Source organism: Nesterenkonia salmonea (genome assembly GCF_005771525.1).
GTDB classification, from domain to species: domain Bacteria; phylum Actinomycetota; class Actinomycetes; order Actinomycetales; family Micrococcaceae; genus Nesterenkonia; species Nesterenkonia salmonea.
On record NZ_VAVZ01000036.1, the window covers coordinates 1 to 17791 of the forward strand.

At 62.1% G+C, this 17791-nt stretch carries 17 protein-coding genes and 1 rRNA gene; 3 read left to right on the forward strand and 15 right to left on the reverse strand.

All coding sequences use genetic code 11. The features are described 5' to 3' along the window. The 8 genes from FEF26_RS12080 to FEF26_RS12115 all read right to left on the reverse strand — a co-directional run. Positions 1–62: ribosomal RNA gene (locus FEF26_RS12080) — 16S ribosomal RNA — on the reverse strand; the annotation flags it as partial. 505 nt (positions 63–567) lie between these two features. Further along, complete coding sequence (gene tyrS, locus FEF26_RS12085) at positions 568–1884, reverse strand: tyrosine--tRNA ligase (protein WP_138253797.1); 1317 nt, start codon at positions 1882–1884, stop codon at positions 568–570. 34 nt (positions 1885–1918) lie between these two features. Then, entirely contained in the window at positions 1919–4243 is a 2325-nt protein-coding gene (locus FEF26_RS12090; protein WP_138253798.1) for a HelD family protein, read from the reverse strand. Between the two features lie 111 nt (positions 4244–4354). Further along, a complete protein-coding gene (locus tag FEF26_RS12095; RefSeq protein WP_138253799.1) occupies positions 4355–5020 on the reverse strand; it encodes an O-methyltransferase in 666 nt (221 codons plus the stop codon). Positions 5021–5087: 67 nt separating this feature from the next. After that, the gene (locus FEF26_RS12100; protein ID WP_138253800.1) at positions 5088–5753 is read right to left on the reverse strand and encodes a DNA-3-methyladenine glycosylase; all 666 of its coding nucleotides are present in this window, start codon (positions 5751–5753) and stop codon (positions 5088–5090) included. A 16-nt stretch (positions 5754–5769) separates the two neighbouring features. Next, positions 5770–6549, reverse strand: a complete 780-nt coding sequence (locus FEF26_RS12105; protein ID WP_138253801.1) for a lytic transglycosylase domain-containing protein — start codon at positions 6547–6549, stop codon at positions 5770–5772. Then, the gene (gene argH / locus FEF26_RS12110; protein ID WP_138253802.1) at positions 6524–7945 is read right to left on the reverse strand and encodes an argininosuccinate lyase; all 1422 of its coding nucleotides are present in this window, start codon (positions 7943–7945) and stop codon (positions 6524–6526) included. Before argH ends, FEF26_RS12105 begins: the two co-directional genes overlap by 26 nt. A 91-nt stretch (positions 7946–8036) precedes the next feature. Further along, positions 8037–9272 carry an argininosuccinate synthase gene (locus FEF26_RS12115; protein ID WP_138253803.1) on the reverse strand — a complete coding sequence of 412 codons (1236 nt, stop codon included), beginning with the start codon at positions 9270–9272 and terminating at the stop codon, positions 8037–8039. A gap of 236 nt (positions 9273–9508) precedes the next feature. Between FEF26_RS12115 and FEF26_RS12120 the strand changes: the two genes are divergently transcribed. Further along, a complete protein-coding gene (locus tag FEF26_RS12120) occupies positions 9509–9937 on the forward strand; it encodes an ankyrin repeat domain-containing protein (RefSeq protein ID WP_138253804.1) in 429 nt (142 codons plus the stop codon). A gap of 31 nt (positions 9938–9968) precedes the next feature. Then, entirely contained in the window at positions 9969–10181 is a 213-nt protein-coding gene (locus FEF26_RS12125; RefSeq protein ID WP_138253805.1) for a hypothetical protein, read from the forward strand. 32 nt (positions 10182–10213) lie between these two features. Here the strand turns inward: FEF26_RS12125 and FEF26_RS12130 are convergent, their stop codons facing one another. After that, on the reverse strand, positions 10214–10768 hold the full coding sequence (locus FEF26_RS12130) for a helix-turn-helix domain-containing protein (RefSeq protein ID WP_138253806.1): 555 nt from the start codon (positions 10766–10768) through the stop codon (positions 10214–10216). Positions 10769–10844: 76 nt separating this feature from the next. Between FEF26_RS12130 and FEF26_RS12135 the strand changes: the two genes are divergently transcribed. Next, positions 10845–11873 carry an NAD(P)/FAD-dependent oxidoreductase gene (locus tag FEF26_RS12135; protein ID WP_138253807.1) on the forward strand — a complete coding sequence of 343 codons (1029 nt, stop codon included), beginning with the start codon at positions 10845–10847 and terminating at the stop codon, positions 11871–11873. On the opposite strand, the gene FEF26_RS12140 is transcribed toward FEF26_RS12135, so the two are convergent. Genes FEF26_RS12140 through argC form a run of 6 tightly spaced genes read right to left on the reverse strand, consistent with a single transcriptional unit; the run spans position 11840 to position 17738 of the window. Further along, positions 11840–12337, reverse strand: a complete 498-nt coding sequence (locus tag FEF26_RS12140) for an arginine repressor (protein ID WP_138253808.1) — start codon at positions 12335–12337, stop codon at positions 11840–11842. The two genes, FEF26_RS12135 and FEF26_RS12140, sit on opposite strands and share 34 nt — an antisense overlap. Next, complete coding sequence (gene argF / locus FEF26_RS12145; protein ID WP_138253809.1) at positions 12334–13308, reverse strand: ornithine carbamoyltransferase; 975 nt, start codon at positions 13306–13308, stop codon at positions 12334–12336. Before argF ends, FEF26_RS12140 begins: the two co-directional genes overlap by 4 nt. Next, positions 13305–14594 carry an acetylornithine transaminase gene (locus tag FEF26_RS12150; protein ID WP_138253810.1) on the reverse strand — a complete coding sequence of 430 codons (1290 nt, stop codon included), beginning with the start codon at positions 14592–14594 and terminating at the stop codon, positions 13305–13307. The genes argF and FEF26_RS12150 overlap by 4 nt, the downstream gene beginning before the upstream one ends. Next, positions 14591–15532 carry an acetylglutamate kinase gene (argB, locus tag FEF26_RS12155; protein WP_138253811.1) on the reverse strand — a complete coding sequence of 314 codons (942 nt, stop codon included), beginning with the start codon at positions 15530–15532 and terminating at the stop codon, positions 14591–14593. The genes FEF26_RS12150 and argB overlap by 4 nt, the downstream gene beginning before the upstream one ends. Beyond that, complete coding sequence (gene argJ / locus FEF26_RS12160; RefSeq protein ID WP_138253812.1) at positions 15529–16710, reverse strand: bifunctional glutamate N-acetyltransferase/amino-acid acetyltransferase ArgJ; 1182 nt, start codon at positions 16708–16710, stop codon at positions 15529–15531. Before argJ ends, argB begins: the two co-directional genes overlap by 4 nt. Continuing rightward, a complete protein-coding gene (gene argC / locus FEF26_RS12165) occupies positions 16707–17738 on the reverse strand; it encodes an N-acetyl-gamma-glutamyl-phosphate reductase (protein WP_138253813.1) in 1032 nt (343 codons plus the stop codon). Before argC ends, argJ begins: the two co-directional genes overlap by 4 nt. Between the last annotated feature and the right edge of the window lie 53 nt (positions 17739–17791).

The window sequence follows — 17791 nt, forward strand, 5'->3', positions numbered from 1 at the left end:
ACTTGCATGTGTTAAGCACGCCGCCAGCGTTCATCCTGAGCCAGGATCAAACTCTCCATCAAAAAATGAATAGTTGATCTGGCAATCCACAGATCCGTACACGGGGGTGCACGTTCTGTAGTTACCAAATAAATAAATAATTGGTTTTCAACAAACTTGGCACACTATTGAGTTCTCAAGCTACGACTGCCACCGGCACCATCAGAAGAAACCCTCTGAATCGCTCCGGAGCAACTTNTTGGTTTTCAACAAACTTGGCACACTATTGAGTTCTCAAGCTACGACTGCCACCGGCACCATCAGAAGAAACCCTCTGAATCGCTCCGGAGCAACTTCTCAAACTTACCGGACCTCGTTGTGGCTGTCAAACTCAGCGTTTCCGCTTTGTTTTCAAGCACACCACTCTAGGTCCGATTCCTTGAGGAGTAGTTTTGGGGTATTTACCCCGATGTGCCGCTCAGTTTCCCTCGGGCACAGGAGATTACTTTACACACACTCGGAGCGACCGCGCAAACCGCGAGACCGTGACCCTCGCCACACCTCAGAGGGGTCTCCCAGAGGCCCCGTTTAGGCTCTGGTCACCACGGCAAGATTCTTCTTGCCACGGCGGATCAGCAGGTACTTTCCGTGCAACCATTCCGACTCCGGAACGGGGCTCAGTCCGTCTTCCACTTTGACGTTGTTGACGTATGCCCCGCCCTGGTCAATGGCCCTGCGGGCTTCCCCTCGACCGCTGACGAGCCCAGTCTCCGCTAGCAGGTTCACGGGTGTGGACTCTTCCACGCTCAGCTGCGCTGTGGGCACCTCTGCGGCGACCGATTGCAGCGTGTTCTCATCAATGTCAGAGATCTCGCCTTTGCCAAAGATCGCTGCTGCTGCGGCGATGACTTTGTTTGTGGATTCCTCGCCGTGGACCAAGGAGGTCACATCCCAGGCCAAAGCTCGCTGGGCCTCACGTTTGAACGGTTCGTCCTTCACCGCCTGGGCGTACTGCTCAATCTCCGCTCGGGTCTTGAAAGTGAAGACCTTCAGCCGGTCAACCACGTCTGCATCGGCGGTGTTGAGCCAGTACTGGTAGAACGCGTAGGGCGAGCACAGGTCGGGGTCCAGCCAGATAGCGTTGCCCTCCGACTTGCCCAGCTTGGTTCCATCAGAGTTGGTGATCAAGGGCGTCCCGAGGGCATGCACCTGGGCATTGGCAGCCTTACGAACCAGCTCCGTTCCGGCGGTCAGGTTTCCCCATTGGTCCGAACCCCCGAACTGAAGCGTGCAACCGTAGTCCTGGTGCAAGCGGAGGAAGTCGTACCCCTGAAGGATCTGGTAACTGAACTCTGTGTAGGAGATTCCTTCATCGGAGTTCAGCCGCTTGGAGACAATGTCTTTTTTGATCATGGTCCCGACGCGAAAATGCTTGCCGATATCCCGGAGCATTTCGATGGCCCCGACTCCCTGCCACCAGTCCAAGTTGTTGACCAACTGGGCGCCGTTGCTGCCCTGCATCGAGACGTAGTGGCGGACCTGGTTCTGCAGCCGGTGCACCCACTCGCTGACAATATCCGGAGTGTTCAGCACACGCTCACCAGATTCGCGGGGGTCACCAATTAGACCTGTCGCCCCTCCGACGAGCCCGAGCGGCGTGTGTCCGGCCAGTTGAATCCGCCGCATAGTCAAAAGCTGCACCAGGTGTCCCAAGTGCAGAGACGCTGCGGTGGGGTCGAACCCGGCGTAGTAGGTCAGCGGTGGCCCCGCGAGTGCACTCTCCAAAGCGGCCGCATCCGTCGAGACGTGGATGAGGCCTCGCCACGTAAGTTCCTGGAAGACATTGTCAAAGCTGGGGTCATTGCGCTGCCCGGCGAGCGCCGGATTCTGGCTGTTCTCGGTCACCCGATGTACGTTACCGCAGAAGATCGACCGACGCTCAGAACCCAGCTGGCAGGTCTCGGGATGCGACCACGCGCAGCGACTGCGTCGAACGGGTCATCGCCACATAGAGGCTGCCGACTCGTCCATTGGATTCTTCAAGCAGCGCGGCCGGTTCCACCAGGACCACACCGTCGAATTCCAGGCCCTTAGCCTCATCGGCGGTCAGGGCCACCACATCCTGGGCCATCGAACCGGCCCCTGCCCCGAGTCGTTTGCCGAAGGTGTTGCGCAGAGACCGCCGAATCCCACCCACCAGGTTGACCGGGGCGATCACTGCGACCAGACCTTCACCCAGCCGTTGCTGCTCGGCAGAAACGGCGTCTGTGGCCGCAGTGACTAGAGCGGAGGCGTCGTCGTAATGCTCAATGATGGGCTCATACTCCCCGTCCCTCACTGTGCGAAGTTGAGTGGTCTGCAAACCATTGGCGGCAGCTACTCGTTCGGCTAGTTCCACAATATTGCGCGGAGTCCGGTAGTTGACAGTCAGTTCCTCAACTCTGAGGCGATCATCAGCGAAGGGGGCGAAAGCCTGCTCCCAGCTGCTCGCCGCCGACGGCGATGAACCCTGAGCGATGTCCCCCACAGCGGTGAAAGACTTCATGGGGCAGCGCCGCATGAGCACATTCCACTGCATGGGTGAAAGTTCCTGAGCCTCATCGACCACGATGTGGCCGTAGGTCCAGGTGCGGTCGACTCCAGCACGTTCAGAGGCGGTCATCCGTTGTCCGCCGTCGGCATTCATGTTCGCAACAGCCTCCGCGTCCAGGAATCCTTCGATACCCATCTCCTCAAGCTGCGGCGTCGCGTTCTCCACGGCCTTGCGGGCGTTTTCGAGGTCCTTCTCACGTGAGAGTTTCTTCCGGATTTCGTCCCGACCGGCCGACTCGTCCAGATCGCCCAAGAGCTCAGCAGCTTCATCCAGCAGTGGAGCATCAGCAATGGTGAAGGCGCTGCCCGGTGATCGCTGAAGTAGTCGGCGCTCATCCTTGGTGAGCTGGGGTGCGACATCGGCCAAGTAGTTCGGCTTAGAGAACAGATCTTCCAGCAGAGCCTGGGGGGTCCTCGGCATCCAGCAGAGGTTGAGCAGCACTCGGACATCGCGGGCCTGGCGGACTTCCTCATCCAAGTAGCTGCGATCAGCATCATTTCCGGCCGAGCGCTGCTGCAGGATGCGCTCCAGCTTCTCGGCGATCTCCCTGACCATGACTTTGACGAACGTGGAACGGGCCTCGTTATAGGGCTTTCCGGTGGCTTTCGCCCGTTCGATCCCCCGCTTGATCATTTTGGGGGTAACAGTGACCTTCACACCCTCGACAGTGACATCGCGGGGCTGGGCAATCGTGCGGCGGCGGTGCGCGACGGCATCAGCAATGATCTGCACCCAGTCCAAACGCCCCTTGATCGCAGCCACGTGAGGATCGGGTTCCTCCACACTGCGCACACCGGGATAGAGGTCCGCGAGTGAGGACATCACCACGCCGGTCTCACCCAGTGACGGCAGAACCCGTTCAATGTAGGACATGAAAGTAGAGTTCGGCCCCACGATGAGCACCCCAGCTGACTTCAGCCGCTCACGGTGGGCGTAGAGCAGATAGGCCGCGCGGTGCAGGGCGACCGCGGTTTTTCCCGTGCCTGGGCCTCCCTGGACCACCAGCACTCCAGAGCGGTCAGCACGAATGATGCCGTCCTGCTCCGACTGGATGGTGGCGACGATGTCACCCATCTGGCCGGTGCGCCGTGCTTTCAGGGCTGCCAGTAGTGCGCCGTCGCCGTGGTTTTCGGTGCCTTCGTCCAGCACTGTGGCGTCGAGGACCTCATCTTCAAGCCCTTGGACTGCCCGCCGCTTCAGCATCAGGTGCCGGCGCCTGCGCACACCTTGACGATCGAATGCCGTGGCCTGGTAAAAGACCCCGGCTTCTGGCGCCCGCCAGTCGAGCATGAGCCGTTGCCTGGCCTCCGAGGTTAACCCGATACGGCCGATATAGCGGGAGTCGCCATTGTCCAGATCCAGCCTGCCGAAGACGAGCCGGTCATCAACCGCGCTGAGCTGGGCGAGCCGGTCTTCATACATTGTGGCGAAGGCATCCCGCTCCGAGATGTTCTGCATAGTACCCACTGCTCCGGTGGCGCGCACTTTCGACAGCTGCTGGTGGTTTTCTTCGCGCAGCTGATCAAGCCTGCGGTACAGGGCAGCGACGTATTCTCGCTCCTGCTCGATACCAGCGTTGATCGAGGGAAGGGCGATTACGTCAGCGTGTTCATCGCTCTGGCGCCCGTTCTGACTGGCTGCTGCTGATGGCTTAATTTTAGATTCACTCATCCGGTGGCGAGACTCTCCCGTTTTGGTCAAAACGATCAACCAATACTACTCCCCCGCGGATGAACAGAAGGTGACGGGCAGTTGGCGAACTTCCCAGGGCCGGAGAACACCTCATGTGACTCTGACCAGCGTGAAGCCGTCCCAACCCTTCGCGCCCACTGTCTGCAGTGCTGTTGCCGTGAGCCGGCTATCGGCAGAGATCATGTCCATGAGTCGACGAGTGCCGATAATATCCGGGTCATGGGAGGACGCATCCACGACCCCACCGCTGCGCACTGTGTTGTCGATGATGATCACGGTACCGGGCCGACTCAGCTGCACGGCGGCATCCAGATAGTGGGGGTTGGACTTCTTGTCCGCGTCAATGAAGACCAGGTCGAACGGTTCCGCACCCTGGCTGATCAGCGCGTCCATCGAGTCGGCGGCAGCGCCGAGCATCACGTGCACACGATCAGCGAGGCCTGCGCGTTCAATGTTTTTCTGGGCGACGTCAGCGTTGGTCTTTTCCAGTTCGCACGTCACCACCTGCGCTCCGGGGCCGGCAGACCGCGCCATCCAGATGGCCGAGTACCCGGCCAGTGTCCCAATCTCTAGAATCCGGGTGGATGCAGTGATCTGGACCAGCATTCCCAGAAACGCCCCCATGTTCGGCGTGACATCAATACCGGGAAAAAGCGTCTCCCCAGAGCTCTCGCGGGCAGATTGAAGTGCGTGATCCTCATCGATAAACTTCTCCACCAGGTACGTGTCCACTTCTGCCCACTGCTCTGTGCTCATGCATGTCAGCGTATCCGCGAGCTGGGCCCGGGTGGAAGACCCCTAAGAGAATCACTCGACGGTGGCATCAGGCGGGGTTGGCCGGCAGTTTTCCGGGCCGGTACTGCGAGACCGTGGGATGAGCGTCAACCCAGAACCTCCAGGGAAAGGCCTCCGTCCCGCCTGTCCCAGAGACACCTACCCGCGGGCCAGTGCGCACCGAGTACGACGACGCCGCCGGGATCAGTGCCATAGTCGCCTCAGTCGGCGCTGCAGGTGGGTCTGGTATGTAGCCGGGCTCTGTGATGCGAACGTCCGTTCCATCCATGGGCAGGGTGATGCCCAGTCCCTGACCCAGCCGTCCGGGGCCGGAGAGCAATTTGGCGCTGGTGTCCTTCCCGCCACGGCGTAGCACCGCAAGGTCCCGGCCCTGGGTGACTTCCCCGGCGCGTAGCAGAATCCCCCCGGCCTGTTCAGCACCGGCCACCAGGTTCAGACACCGGTGGATCCCGTAGCTGCGGTAGACGTACGCCTGCCGGGGCGGACCGAACATGGTCGCGTTGCGCAGAGTCTGCCCTCGGTAGGCGTGGGAGCCCGGGTCTTCTCCGTGACCGCCGTATGCCTCCACCTCAGTGAGCCGGACGCTGACCGTGCCGTCCTCAGTGGTGACACTGAGCTCGCAGCCCAGCAGATGCGGTGCGAGCTCCACGGGGTGTTGATCGAACAGGGTGGTCAGCTCCACGGGGCTGATCATGGTGTGACCGCGCTCCTCATTCGTCGTCCATGTACCGCTCAGCGTATCGCGCAACATCGTGGGCGTATTCGATCGACTGGTTGTAGGCGCCGATCGCGTCGTTCCATCCGCGGTCGTCGGTCAGGTCATCGCCGCTGTCACAGAGGTAGACAGCGGCAGCTAATGCGGCGTCGTCGTACTGGTGAATATTGGCCTCTCCGGAGAGATTCCCGTCCTGGCCGTACAGCTCCCAGGTGGTGGGGATGAACTGCATAGGCCCCACCGCACGGTCCCATTCGTCATCACCGTCAAGCTCACCGTCGTCGGTGTCCGGGATTTCCATGAGTCCTTCGCTGCCGTCCAGGGGCACCCCGACGATCGGCGGGTCCACGACCCCGTCCTCCCCGATGCTGGAATCTCCGAAGGCTCCGTGGATGGATTCAACCTGCCCGATTCCGGCAAGAGTGTTCCAGCCCAGCTGACAGTCCGGATCCGTCAGCTCAGCGTGCGCGGCCGCTCCGGCGTAGGCTTCCACAGCCCGACGCGGGATCTGGGCACGTTCAGCGGTGTCCTGCACCCATTGGCTGTCCACAAGATCGGTGATCGGTACCTCCCCGGGTTCACCGGCCTCGGCGTTGAGAGCTGGGGATTCTTGTTCTGGGGCTGGCGGGTAGCCCAGCTCGGTGGGGTGGGGCGGTTCTGGCTCGGTGTCCGCGGTACAGGTCTGAACCACCAGGACGACGACGCCCGCAGCAGCTGCCCCACCTAACAGCGGGTAGAGCCGGCGGCGCCTACGCTGCTCGGTACTCTGAGACACGCTGCTTGGCCGCCGCCAACTGTTCGGCCACTCGTGAAGGAGCAGTTCCACCGACGGCATCCCGCGAGGCCAAAGACCCCTCCACGGTGAGCACCGCGCGGACCTCGGGAGTCAGCGCAGGGTGGATATCGGTGAGTTCTTGGTCGGTGAGTTCATGCAGTTCTTTGGCTGGGCTGTGCTGTTCGCAGGCGCGGACGCATTCGCCTGCCACCTCGTGCGCCACCCGGAAGGGCACGCCTTCGCGGACCAGCCATTCGGCGATGTCGGTCGCCAGGGAGAATCCCTGCGGTGCCAGCTCGGCGAGTCGGTCCGTGTGGAAGGTCAGGGTGGAGATCATCCCAGAGACCGCGGGCAGCAGCAGGGCTAAAGTGTCGACTGCGTCGAAGGCCGGCTCCTTGTCTTCCTGCAGGTCCCGGTTGTAAGCCAACGGTAGTGCTTTCAGAGTTGCCAGCAGCCCGGTGAGATCACCGATGAGGCGACCGGCTTTGCCGCGGGAGAGCTCGGCGATATCTGGGTTCTTCTTCTGCGGCATGATCGAGCTGCCGGTGGAGTAGCCGTCATCCAAGGTGACGAACCCGAACTCTTTGGTCGCCCAGAAGATCACTTCCTCGCTGATCCGGGAAAGGTCAACCCCGATCATGGCAGTCACCCAGGTGAACTCAGCGACGAGGTCCCGGGAGGCGGTGCCATCAATGGAGTTTTCTACGGGGCCGTCGAATCCGAGCTCAGCGGCCACATGTGCTGGGTCCAGGCCCAGGGATGACCCGGCCAGGGCCCCGGAACCATAGGGGGAAAACGCCAGGCGCCGGTCTAGGTCTATCAAACGGTCCACATCGCGCAGCAGCGGCCAGCTGTGCGCCAGCAGGTGGTGAGCTAGGAGCACCGGCTGGGCATGTTGGAGGTGGGTGCGGCCGGGCATCGGTGCGGATGGGTGCTTCTCAGCCTGGCCGATCAGGGCATCCACGACGTCCAACACACCCTCGGCTATGCCGGTGCTGGCGTCGCGGAGGAACATTCTCACCATGGTGGCGATCTGATCGTTCCGGGACCGGCCGGCACGCAGCTTGCCACCGAGGTCCTGGCCGGCGCGTTCCAACAGGCCGCGTTCAAGGGCGCCGTGGACGTCTTCATCGGAGTCTGCGGGCAGGAAACTGCCGGAGGCGACGTCGTCAGCAAGCCGCCCCAAAGCGGAGAGCATGGACGCCAACTCATCCTCAGTGAGCAGTCCTGCGCGGTGGAGCACGCGGGCGTGAGCCTTTGACCCAGCGATGTCATACGGCGCGAGTTTCCAGTCAAAATGCGTGGACTTGCTCAGTGCCGCCATCACATCTGCGGGCCCGGAGGAAAACCTTCCGCCCCAGAGTGAGCCCTGGTTCGTCCCATGCTTATCAGTCATTCATGCTCCCCGTTTGCCGTCATTCTCTGCCCGCCAGCATAACTGTGGGGTGAGCCCAGACAGGCCCACCCCACACGTCGTTGTGCCGTAGCTACTTCTCGACCCCAGCCCCGGAGAGGTCTGGTTTGCCGTGCAGGCGCTCTTCGCGCTGTGAAGCGGTCTTGGCGGATAGGCCGTAGATGTCGATGAACCCGCGAGCGCTGGACTGATCGAAGGTGTCACCGGTGTCGTAGGTGGCGAGGTTGAAGTCGTACAGACTGGTCTCTGAGCGGCGGCCCAGGACTGTAGCGCGTCCGCCGTGGAGTTCCAGGCGGATGTCACCGGATACGTATTTCTGGGTTTCGTTGATGAAGGCGTCCAGGTTGGCCTTCAGCGGGGAGAACCACTGGCCGTCGTAGACCAGCTCGGTCCAGCGCTGGTCCACGGTCTTCTTGAACCGGGCCTGCTCGCGCTCCAAGGTGATGTTCTCCAGTTCGCGGTGGGCGGCGATCATGGCCATGGCACCGGGGGCTTCGTAGATCTCGCGCGATTTGATGCCGACCAGGCGGTCTTCGACAATGTCGATCCGGCCCACACCCTGAGCACCGGCGCGGCGGTTGAGCTGCTCGATCGCCTGCAGTGCGGTCACAGTTTCGCCGTCGAGCGCGACCGGTACACCCTGGTCGAAGGTGATGGTGACGACGTCGGGTGCCGGAGCGAAGGCGGGATCGTCGGTGTAGTCGTAGACATCCTTGGTGGGACCGTTCCAGATGTCCTCGAGGAAGCCCGTTTCGACGGCGCGGCCCCACACGTTCTGGTCGATGCTGAAGGGGTTCTTCTTGGTGGTTTCGATGGGCAGTTCGTGGCGTTCTGCGTAGTCGATGGCTTTATCGCGGGTCAGCGCGAGGTCGCGCACTGGTGCGATGCACTTCAGCTCTGGCCCGAGGGTCTGAATGCTGACCTCGAAGCGGACCTGGTCGTTGCCCTTGCCGGTGCAGCCGTGGGCCACTGTGGTAGCGCCGAACTGCTGAGCGGCCGCCACCAGGTGCTTGGAGATGATGGGGCGGGAGATGGCGGAGACCAACGGGTAGGCGTCCATGTAGAGTCCGTTGGCGCGCAGGGTTGGCATGCAGTACTCCTCGGCGAACTCATCCCGCGCATCGGCCACATAGGCTTCCACGGCGCCGCAGTCCAAGGCGCGCTGACGGACCGTCTCCAGGGACTCGCCACCTTGCCCTACGTCGACGGCGACGGCGATGACTTCGGCACCGGTGGCCTCCGCGATCCAGCCAATGGCCACTGAAGTGTCGAGTCCGCCTGAATAGGCCAGAACAATACGATCGGTCACTGATGCTCCTTGATATGAAGTCGAATCGGCTTAGCTCGCCACATAGTCTACATAAATATTCATACCTATGCATACTTATCGTCGTGCGGGGGTCTGTCGCCACACTGGCGTACCCCACCGGCGGAAATCAGGCCGTCTTTGAGAATTCAGGTTCCTGTGGCGCCCTGATACCTCAACACCTCCCTGATTTATGGGCAACGCACCCCGGCCGAGCGGCAGCCACGTAAACTTGGACCATGGCAGATGACCAACAGAGCGGCCGCGCACCCGAGCTGACCGATGAGCAATTGGAGTTTCTTCACTCCATGTTGGACCTCGCCCGATCCGGAAAGTCTGCCGAGCTCCTGGACTTCATTGATCAGGGGATTCCCGTCAATCTCACCAATGCCCAAGGTGACTCACTGCTGATCCTGGCGGCCTACAACGACCACGCGGAGTTGGTGCGCGGGCTGATTGAGCGCGGTGCCGACGTCGACCGGGTCAACGACCGGGGCCAGACAGCGCTGGGCTGCGCGGTCTTTCGACAGAACCAGGCGATCACTGAGAGCCTGCTGGCTGCCGGCGCAGACCCGCATGTGGGCGGCCAAAACGCCTACGCAGTGATCGACATGTTCGGCCTCCACGCCATGCAGACCCTGCTGGAGGAGCACCACGGCACTCCTTGAACGGCGCAATATCGGTGAATAGGCTGAAACGATGGAGACGCCACAGAAGGCACCTGATACCGCGGTCTGGTATTTCATCGGGGCGACATTCATGTTCGCACTGGGCCCGATGGTCTTCAGTGCCGGAGACCCCGGCGCCTGGCAGGTCGCGGTGTTCGTTATCCTCGGAATGGTCGTGATGGCATGTGGTGTGGTGGTCTTCGTTAGGGAGCGCCGGCGGCGCAAACAGACCAGAGGACGCTAGAGACCAATCGGCCGGCCGCCAAGGATGCGGCCTCACTCCGACCGTGTGTGGAACCGTGCACCTGTCTCATTGAAAATACTGATCACTTCGGCGCGTTCCGGGCCAAGTGCGGTGAGCGCATGGGGCGTGAGCGTATCGAACTCCGCCGCCTCTCCTTTGTACAGAATCGTTTCCTGCTCCCCCAGCTGGAGCCGCATTCTGCCGCTGAGCACGTAGAGCCACTCATAGCCGTCGTGGATCTTCAGGTCATCGCGCGCAACGGCTGGCATGGGGCTATAGCGAATTTTGTACGTGTGCACTGGAGAGGACTCCACCGACAACGGATGAACTGTGATGCCGCCCGTTTCCCACGGCTCCCGCCGAACACGCGGATCATCGGGGGTGGCAACCACCAGGTCATCCAGACCGATACCCAACTGACGAGTCAAGGGCAGCAGTAGCTCTAAACTGGCCTGCCGCTTGCCGCTTTCCAGCCGGGAGAGAGTACTGGCAGAGACATTGGCTGCTCCAGCCAACCGTTCAAGAGTCCACCCACGCGCCGTCCGTGCCGCTTTCAACCGCAGTCCCACCAGAGTTAGCTCATCCATGGCACCAGTCTGAGCGGTTCTTGCAGATTTGGCAAACTATATTTCGATAGTGGCATGTTGGGTCCATGCTTGAATTATGAACACCACAGAACACGTAGCTGCCGTAACACTGCTCGACCTGCCCATTGCCGCCGAAGCCGAACTGTGGGACAGCATCATTATTGGCGGAGGTCCAGCCGGACTCAGCGCCGCGCTTTCCTTGGGTCGCTCTTTGCGGCGAACAGTCATCATTGACGCTGGCCAACCACGTAACCGCTTCGCGTCCCATATGCATACTGTGCTCGGCATGGAAGGCATCCCGCCGCAGGATCTGCTAGACCGCGGCCGCAGAGAGCTCGCTGAATATGGAGCGATTCTGCATCAGGGTTCAGTACGCGATGTTCGAGAATCCACCAACACCTCAGGGCCCCGCAGCCTCATTGTGAGCCTCGACGGTGGCCCCCAGCTGCGGGCCAGAACGGTGATCGCAGCCTCTGGACTCTCTGACCATCTGCCGGATATACCCGGTTTAGCCAAACACTGGGGTAAGACCGTGCTGCACTGCCCCTACTGCCACGGCTGGGAGGTGAGAGGTCAACGTCTGGGAGTGCTGGCCGCGGGACCCATGGCCTTGCACCAGGCCGAACTGCTGCGCCAGTGGAGTGACCGACTGACGTTCTTCAGCGCAGCCGCTGAACCACTCGACGACGCCGTGGCACGCCGACTTCGAGCTCGAGGAGTGACTATTGAGCCCTCCCCAGTCGTGGAAGCACTCGGCACCAGTGAGGGAATTTCAGGACTGCTCCTGGAGAACGGTCAGCGGATCGGACTCGATGCGCTCTTCACTGCGGGGAGGATACAGCCGCATGACAGTTTCCTGAGCACGCTGGATCTGAAGCGGACGGAGAACCCCATGGGCTCATTCCTCACAACGGACTTCACCGGACGAACCAGCCATGAACGGATCTGGGCTCCGGGCAATATCTCTAACCCTGCTGCCAATGTGCCTCTGTCGATCAGCGCTGGAACGTTCGCAGGCGCCACAGCGAATATGGCTCTGGTGAGCGAGGACTTCGATCTGGCAGTAGCGGCTCAGCCCCTGGATTCGGCCAGTGCGGTGAAGTAGTCAGCGATATCCTGACCACCTTCGGGGTCTTTGGCAATCACCATGATGGTGTCATCGCCGGCGATGGTGCCCAGAATCGACTTCGACGCCGAATGATCCACCGCGCTGGCCAGGAACTGCGCGGCCCCTGGCGGGGTACGCAACACCACGAGGTTTGCACTGGCTTCTGCGGAGACCAATAGGTCCCTGCACAGCGAGGCCAGCTTAGCGGTAGTGGTCTCCGCAATATCCGCCTGGAACTCGCGATCGTGGCCCTCCGCAGGCACAGCGTAGATCAGTCCACCATCCCCGGTGCGCACCCGGGCTGCGCCGATCTCCACCAAGTCACGGGACAGTGTGCCCTGGGTGACCTTCACGCCCTCGGCAGCGAGGTCCCGGGCAAGTTCAGCCTGCGACTTGATCGACGACCGAGAGATGAGCTCCCGGATCTTGGCGTGACGAGCCGTCTTTGTGGTCGGGGTCATGCGCTCTGCGCCTGGCGCACCATGCGGACAGTCTCCTCGTCGGCCAGACCGGACTCCACGAGCAGCCAAGCAATAAGCGCCTTCTGGACGTGAAGCCGGTTTTCAGCCTCGTCCCACACCACCGACTGAGGGCCATCGATCACCTCGGAGGTGATCTCGACCCCCCGGTAGGCCGGCAGACAGTGAAGCACCACGGCGTCGTCGTTGGCTTTGGCCATGGCCTCCGCGTTGAGCTGATACCTGCCAAAGATCTCCCCGCGCTGGGCCTCCTCCTGCTCCTGCCCCATGGAGACCCACGTGTCCGTGGCGACCACATGAGCATTCTCCAACGCTTCACGAGTATCCGAGGTCACCGTGACCTTACCGCCGGTCACGGTGGCGCGCTCCTGGGCGGTCTTGATGATCTCCACAGCGGGTAGATGGCCTTCCGGTCCGGCGATCCGAACGTCCATTCCGGCATTGACGCCCGCTAGCAAATAGGAATTGGCCATGTTGTTCGCCGCATCACCCATATAGGCCAATGCCTTGCCCTGGAGCCCGCCGAGGTGGTCACGCACGGTCAGCAGGTCAGCGAGCAGCTGGCAGGGGTGGTAGTCGTCTGAGAGCGAGTTGATGACTGGGACACGGGAATGCTGGGCCATCTCCTCCAGGTCAGCTTGGGCGTATGTGCGCCACACAATGAGGCTCACCTGCCGATCCAGCACCCGTGCAGTATCCGAGATGGACTCCTTATGCCCCAATTGCGCCTCACCCGGATTGATCACCAGCGGATTGCCGCCAAGAGCCGCGATCCCTGCGCTGAAGGAAACGCGCGTCCGAGTGGAGGTCTTGTCGAAGATCACCGCTGCGGTCTGAGGCCCACCAAGGGCCTTGACGGCGTAAGGGTGGTCGCGCATCCACTGCGCCAGGTTAAGTACTTGGTCCAGTTCCTCAGGGCTGAGGTCCAGGTCATTGAGAAAGTGTCTAGTCATTGGTTCCTCGTTCTCGCATCGGTGAATGCAGCCCGCAGGCGCTCCAATGCCTCATCGGCCTCTGCCAGCGAGAGGTTCAGTGGAGGGGCTAGCCGCAGGGTGGTCTCTCCGGTGGCGTTGATGATCAGGCCGTGGCGCTCCCGGGCGGTGGCCACCAGGTCCTTGGCAGGAGCTTCCACACCGGCAACGGGGATAAGATCTACTCCGATGTGCAGCCCGAACTGACGCACCTGACTCACCTGGGGCAGCTCCCGCAGCGCCGCGGCGAGATGCTCTCCTACGGTGTTCACATGGGATAGCAGCCCGCCGGATTCGATCGCGTGCAGTGTCGCCAGTGCTGCGGCAGTGGCAGGTGGGTTCCCCCCAAAGGTGGTGCCGTGCTGGCCTGCACCCATGAGGGCGCTCACCGGCTCGCTGAAGGAGAGCAGCGCTCCGATCGGAAACCCTGAACCCAGGCCCTTGGCCAAAGTCATCAGGTCAGGTACGACGCCGCCAACAGCTTGGTAGCGGAACCACTGGCCTGTGCGCCCCACCCCTGTCTGGACCTCATCGAGCACCATGAGGGCATCCGAACTGTGGGTGAGTTCACGTGCGCGCTGCAGATACGCGTTGTCTAGGGGCAGCACGCCGGCTTCGCCCTGGATGGGCTCAAGGAAAATACCAGCCACGTCCGCGTGCTCGAACGCTTTCTCCAGGGCGTCGATGTCATTGAAGGGCAGGAACCCCACCCCACCGATCAGATCCCCGAAGGGTTCCCTGTAGGCAGGCTTATGGGTGAGCGACAAGGCCCCTGTGGTCCGGCCGTGGAAGCTGCCCTCAAGGGCTAGGATGCGCTGTTTTCCGGTCGTTTTGCGGTGCCGCAGGACTGCCTTCAAGGCGGCCTCATTGGCCTCGGATCCGGAATTTGCGAAGAACACGCTGGAGCCGGCTGGAGCCTTCGCCAGGCTCAGCAGCTTCTCCGCCAGGGCTACTTGAGTCGGCGAGGTGAAGAGGTTTGAAATATGACCCAATGTGGCCTGCTGAGAGCTGATCACGGAGGAGATCAGCGGGTGAGCATGCCCCAGGGCATTGACTGCAATACCGCCCAGGAGGTCCAGGTACTCCCCACCCTCGGCATCCCAGACTCGTGCTCCCGAGCCGCGCACCAGTACAGCTTGAGGGGTGCCGAAAACTCCGGTGAGCGAGCTCTGATACCGGTCCAACAGCTCCGCGCTGGTGGCCGCACCGGTCTGATGCTGTTCAGCGAGGGCAACCGACGTGAGGGAGGCGTCGTCGTACTGGCTCATAGCGTGTCCTCATCAGGGACAACTTGGGTGCCCACACCAGCAGAAGTGACGATCTCCAACAGCATCGAATGCGGTTGCCGGCCATCGACGATATGCGCCCGGGGCACTCCGGAATCCACAGCGGCCAGGGCGGCAGCCATTTTGGGGATCATGCCGGATTGGAGGTTTGGAAGCATGGCGCGTAGGTCGGCGGCCGAAAGCGATGAGATCAGCGAAGACTTATCCGGCCAGTTCGCGTAGAGACCTTCGACGTCAGTGAGCATCACCAGTTTGGAGGCGCCGAGGGCGGACGCCACAGCTCCGGCGGCCAGATCAGCGTTGATGTTGAGGACCTCCCCTGTGGGGTTGCCTTCAGAATCGAATTCGGGGGCGATGGTGGAGATGACGGGGATGCGCCCGGCGTCCAGAATGTCCTGGACTGCCTCAGGGTTAACGCCGGTGACTTCTCCCACCAGACCCAAGTCGGTCTCGACGCCGTCGATCTCGACGGTCTTCCGCCGGGCTTGGAGCAACGCTGCATCCTCCCCCGACAGGCCCACAGCGTAGGGTCCGTGAGAGTTGATGAGGCCGATCAGTTCGCGTGAGACCTGCCCGGTGAGCACCATGCGGACAACATCCATGGCCTCGGCTGTGGTTACTCGGTGGCCGCCGCGGAACTCGGACTTGATCCCGAGTGCCTCCAGCATGGCGTTTATCTGTGGGCCGCCACCGTGCACCACCACCGGGTCGACTCCCACATGGCGGAGAAACACGACGTCTTCGGCGAACGCGCGGCGAAGTTGGTCGTTGACCATCGCATTGCCGCCGTACTTGATGACAATGGTGGACCCGGCGAACTTCTGGATCCAGGGTAGCGCTTCGACCAGCACCTCCGCCTTGTCAGCAGCGGCGGAGAGAGTGGATTCATCGCGTGGGAGCACGGTGGGGTTTTCAGTCATGTGGAGTATGCGCTGTTCTCGTGGACGTAATCATGGGTGAGGTCGTTGGTGAGGATGGTGGCCTCCGACTCTCCGGCGTTGAGGTTGATGAGCACCCGGACGGTGCGTTCTGAGAGGTCCACCAGTGACCGGTCTTCACCGATTCCTCCGCCGAGGCAGATCCAGACACCGTTGACGGCAACATCAACCCGGTTCGGGTCGAACTCCACCTCTGTGGTGCCCACCGCTGAGAGGATGCGTCCCCAGTTTGGGTCCTGGCCAAAGATGGCTGTCTTGAACAGGTTGGACCGTGCCACAGCGCGTGAGACAGTCTCCGCATCTTCCTCTGTGGGCGCGTTGATGGTCTGCACCTCGATGGTGTGGGCAGCCCCCTCGGCGTCGTCGATGAGTTGGCGGGCCAGGTCCCTGCACACGGTGGTGAGTGCCTGCTGGAAATCCTCGAGGTCCACCCGGGTATTTTCGGCCTCTGGGTGCGCTCCGGAGGCCATGGCGATGACCGTGTCATTGGTCGACATGCACCCATCGGAGTCAGCCCGGTTGAAGCTGAGGCGGACGGCCTCGCGCAGTGCGGCGTCCAGGTCCGTCTGGGAGATGACCGCATCGGTTGTGATGACCGCGAGCATCGTTGCCATCCCGGGTGCAAGCATGCCCGCACCTTTGGCCATGCCTCCCACAGTGAACCGTTCGGCGCTGAGGCTTGCGACCTTATAGTGCGAATCGGTGGTCATAATGGCTTCAGCTGCGGCGATGCCGCTTTCGGCCTCTGGGGACAGCGCGGCAACAGCCTCATCCACTCCGGGAAGCAGAGCCTCCATGTTCAGGCGCTCCCCGATCAGTCCAGTGGAGCACACCGCGACATCGGTGGCGGAGACATCGGAGCCGGCAGCGTTCAGTGACGCGGCAAGCCGCTCAGCGGTGGCGTGAGTGTCCTGAAAGCCCTCCGGACCCGTACATGCGTTGGCGCCACCAGAGTTGAGTATGACGGCGTCGGCTCGGCCGTCACTGATGACTTGCCTAGACCACAGCACGGGAGCGGCAGCGAAGCTGTTGGTGGTGAAGACTGCGGCAACCTGCCTGCTGGGCCCGCTGTTGACCACCAGCGCCAGGTCCCGGCCGGTGCTCTTCAGGCCCGCGGTGACACCCGCGGCGGAGAATCCTTCGGCTGCGGTAACGCTCATGGTGCTGCTCCGATCATGGTCAATCCGGTGGTCTCTTCCAGCCCGAGGGCAAGGTTCATGGACTGCACTGCTCCCCCGGCGGTGCCTTTGGTGAGGTTGTCTGAGGCTGAGACAACGACCACGCGACCTGCCCTGGCATCCAGGGCGAGCTGAAGGGTGACATGGTTGGTTCCGAGTACCTGTTTAGTGGCTGGCCACTGCCCTTCTGGCAGCAGATGCACGAACGGCTCCTGGGAGTACTGTTCCGCATATGCTTCACGCAGTTGGGCTTCGGTGACCCCTGCGGTGACCCGCGCGGTGGAGGTGGCCAAGATTCCCCGAGCCATCGGAGCCAGGGTCGGGGTGAAGGAAATCTGGACGGGTTGGTCGGCGACCCAGCTGAGCCCCTGCTCGATTTCCGGGGTGTGCCGGTGGACACCCCCGACTCCATATGGGCTCATTCCACCCATGACTTCGCTGCCCAGCAGGTGTGGCTTCAGAGATTTACCGGCCCCCGATGTGCCTGTGGCGGCCACCACGACGACGTCCCTAGGCTCCACGAGGCCGGCAGCGAACGCCGGTGCCAGCCCCAGCAGGATCGTGGTGGGGTAGCAGCCCGGCACGGCGATGCGCCGGGAGCCTTCCAGCTTTACTCGCTGACCCGGCAGCTCAGGCAACCCATAGGGCCATGTCCCTTGGTGCGCGGAGGCATAAAACTGCTCCCAGTCAGAGGACGACTCCAAACGGTGGTCGGCGGCGGCGTCGATCACGAGTACGTCATCGCCGAGCTGAGCGGCCAGCTCACCAGAGGCTCCGTGCGGCAGTGCTAGGAAGACCACATCGTGTCCGGAGAGGTTCGCTGCGGTGGTGTCAGTCAACACTCGGTCGGCCAGCGGATGCAGATGCGGCTGCAGCTCCCCCAGACGCTGGCCAGCGTTGGAGTGGGCCGTGACAGCACCGATTTCGACCTCTGGGTGGTGGGCCAGAAGCCGCAACACCTCCCCGCCGGCGTATCCGGAAGCGCCTGAAACCGCGGCTGTGAAAGTCATGAACCTCATCCTATGCGATTTTATGCAGGTATATCAATATTTATGCAATGCGA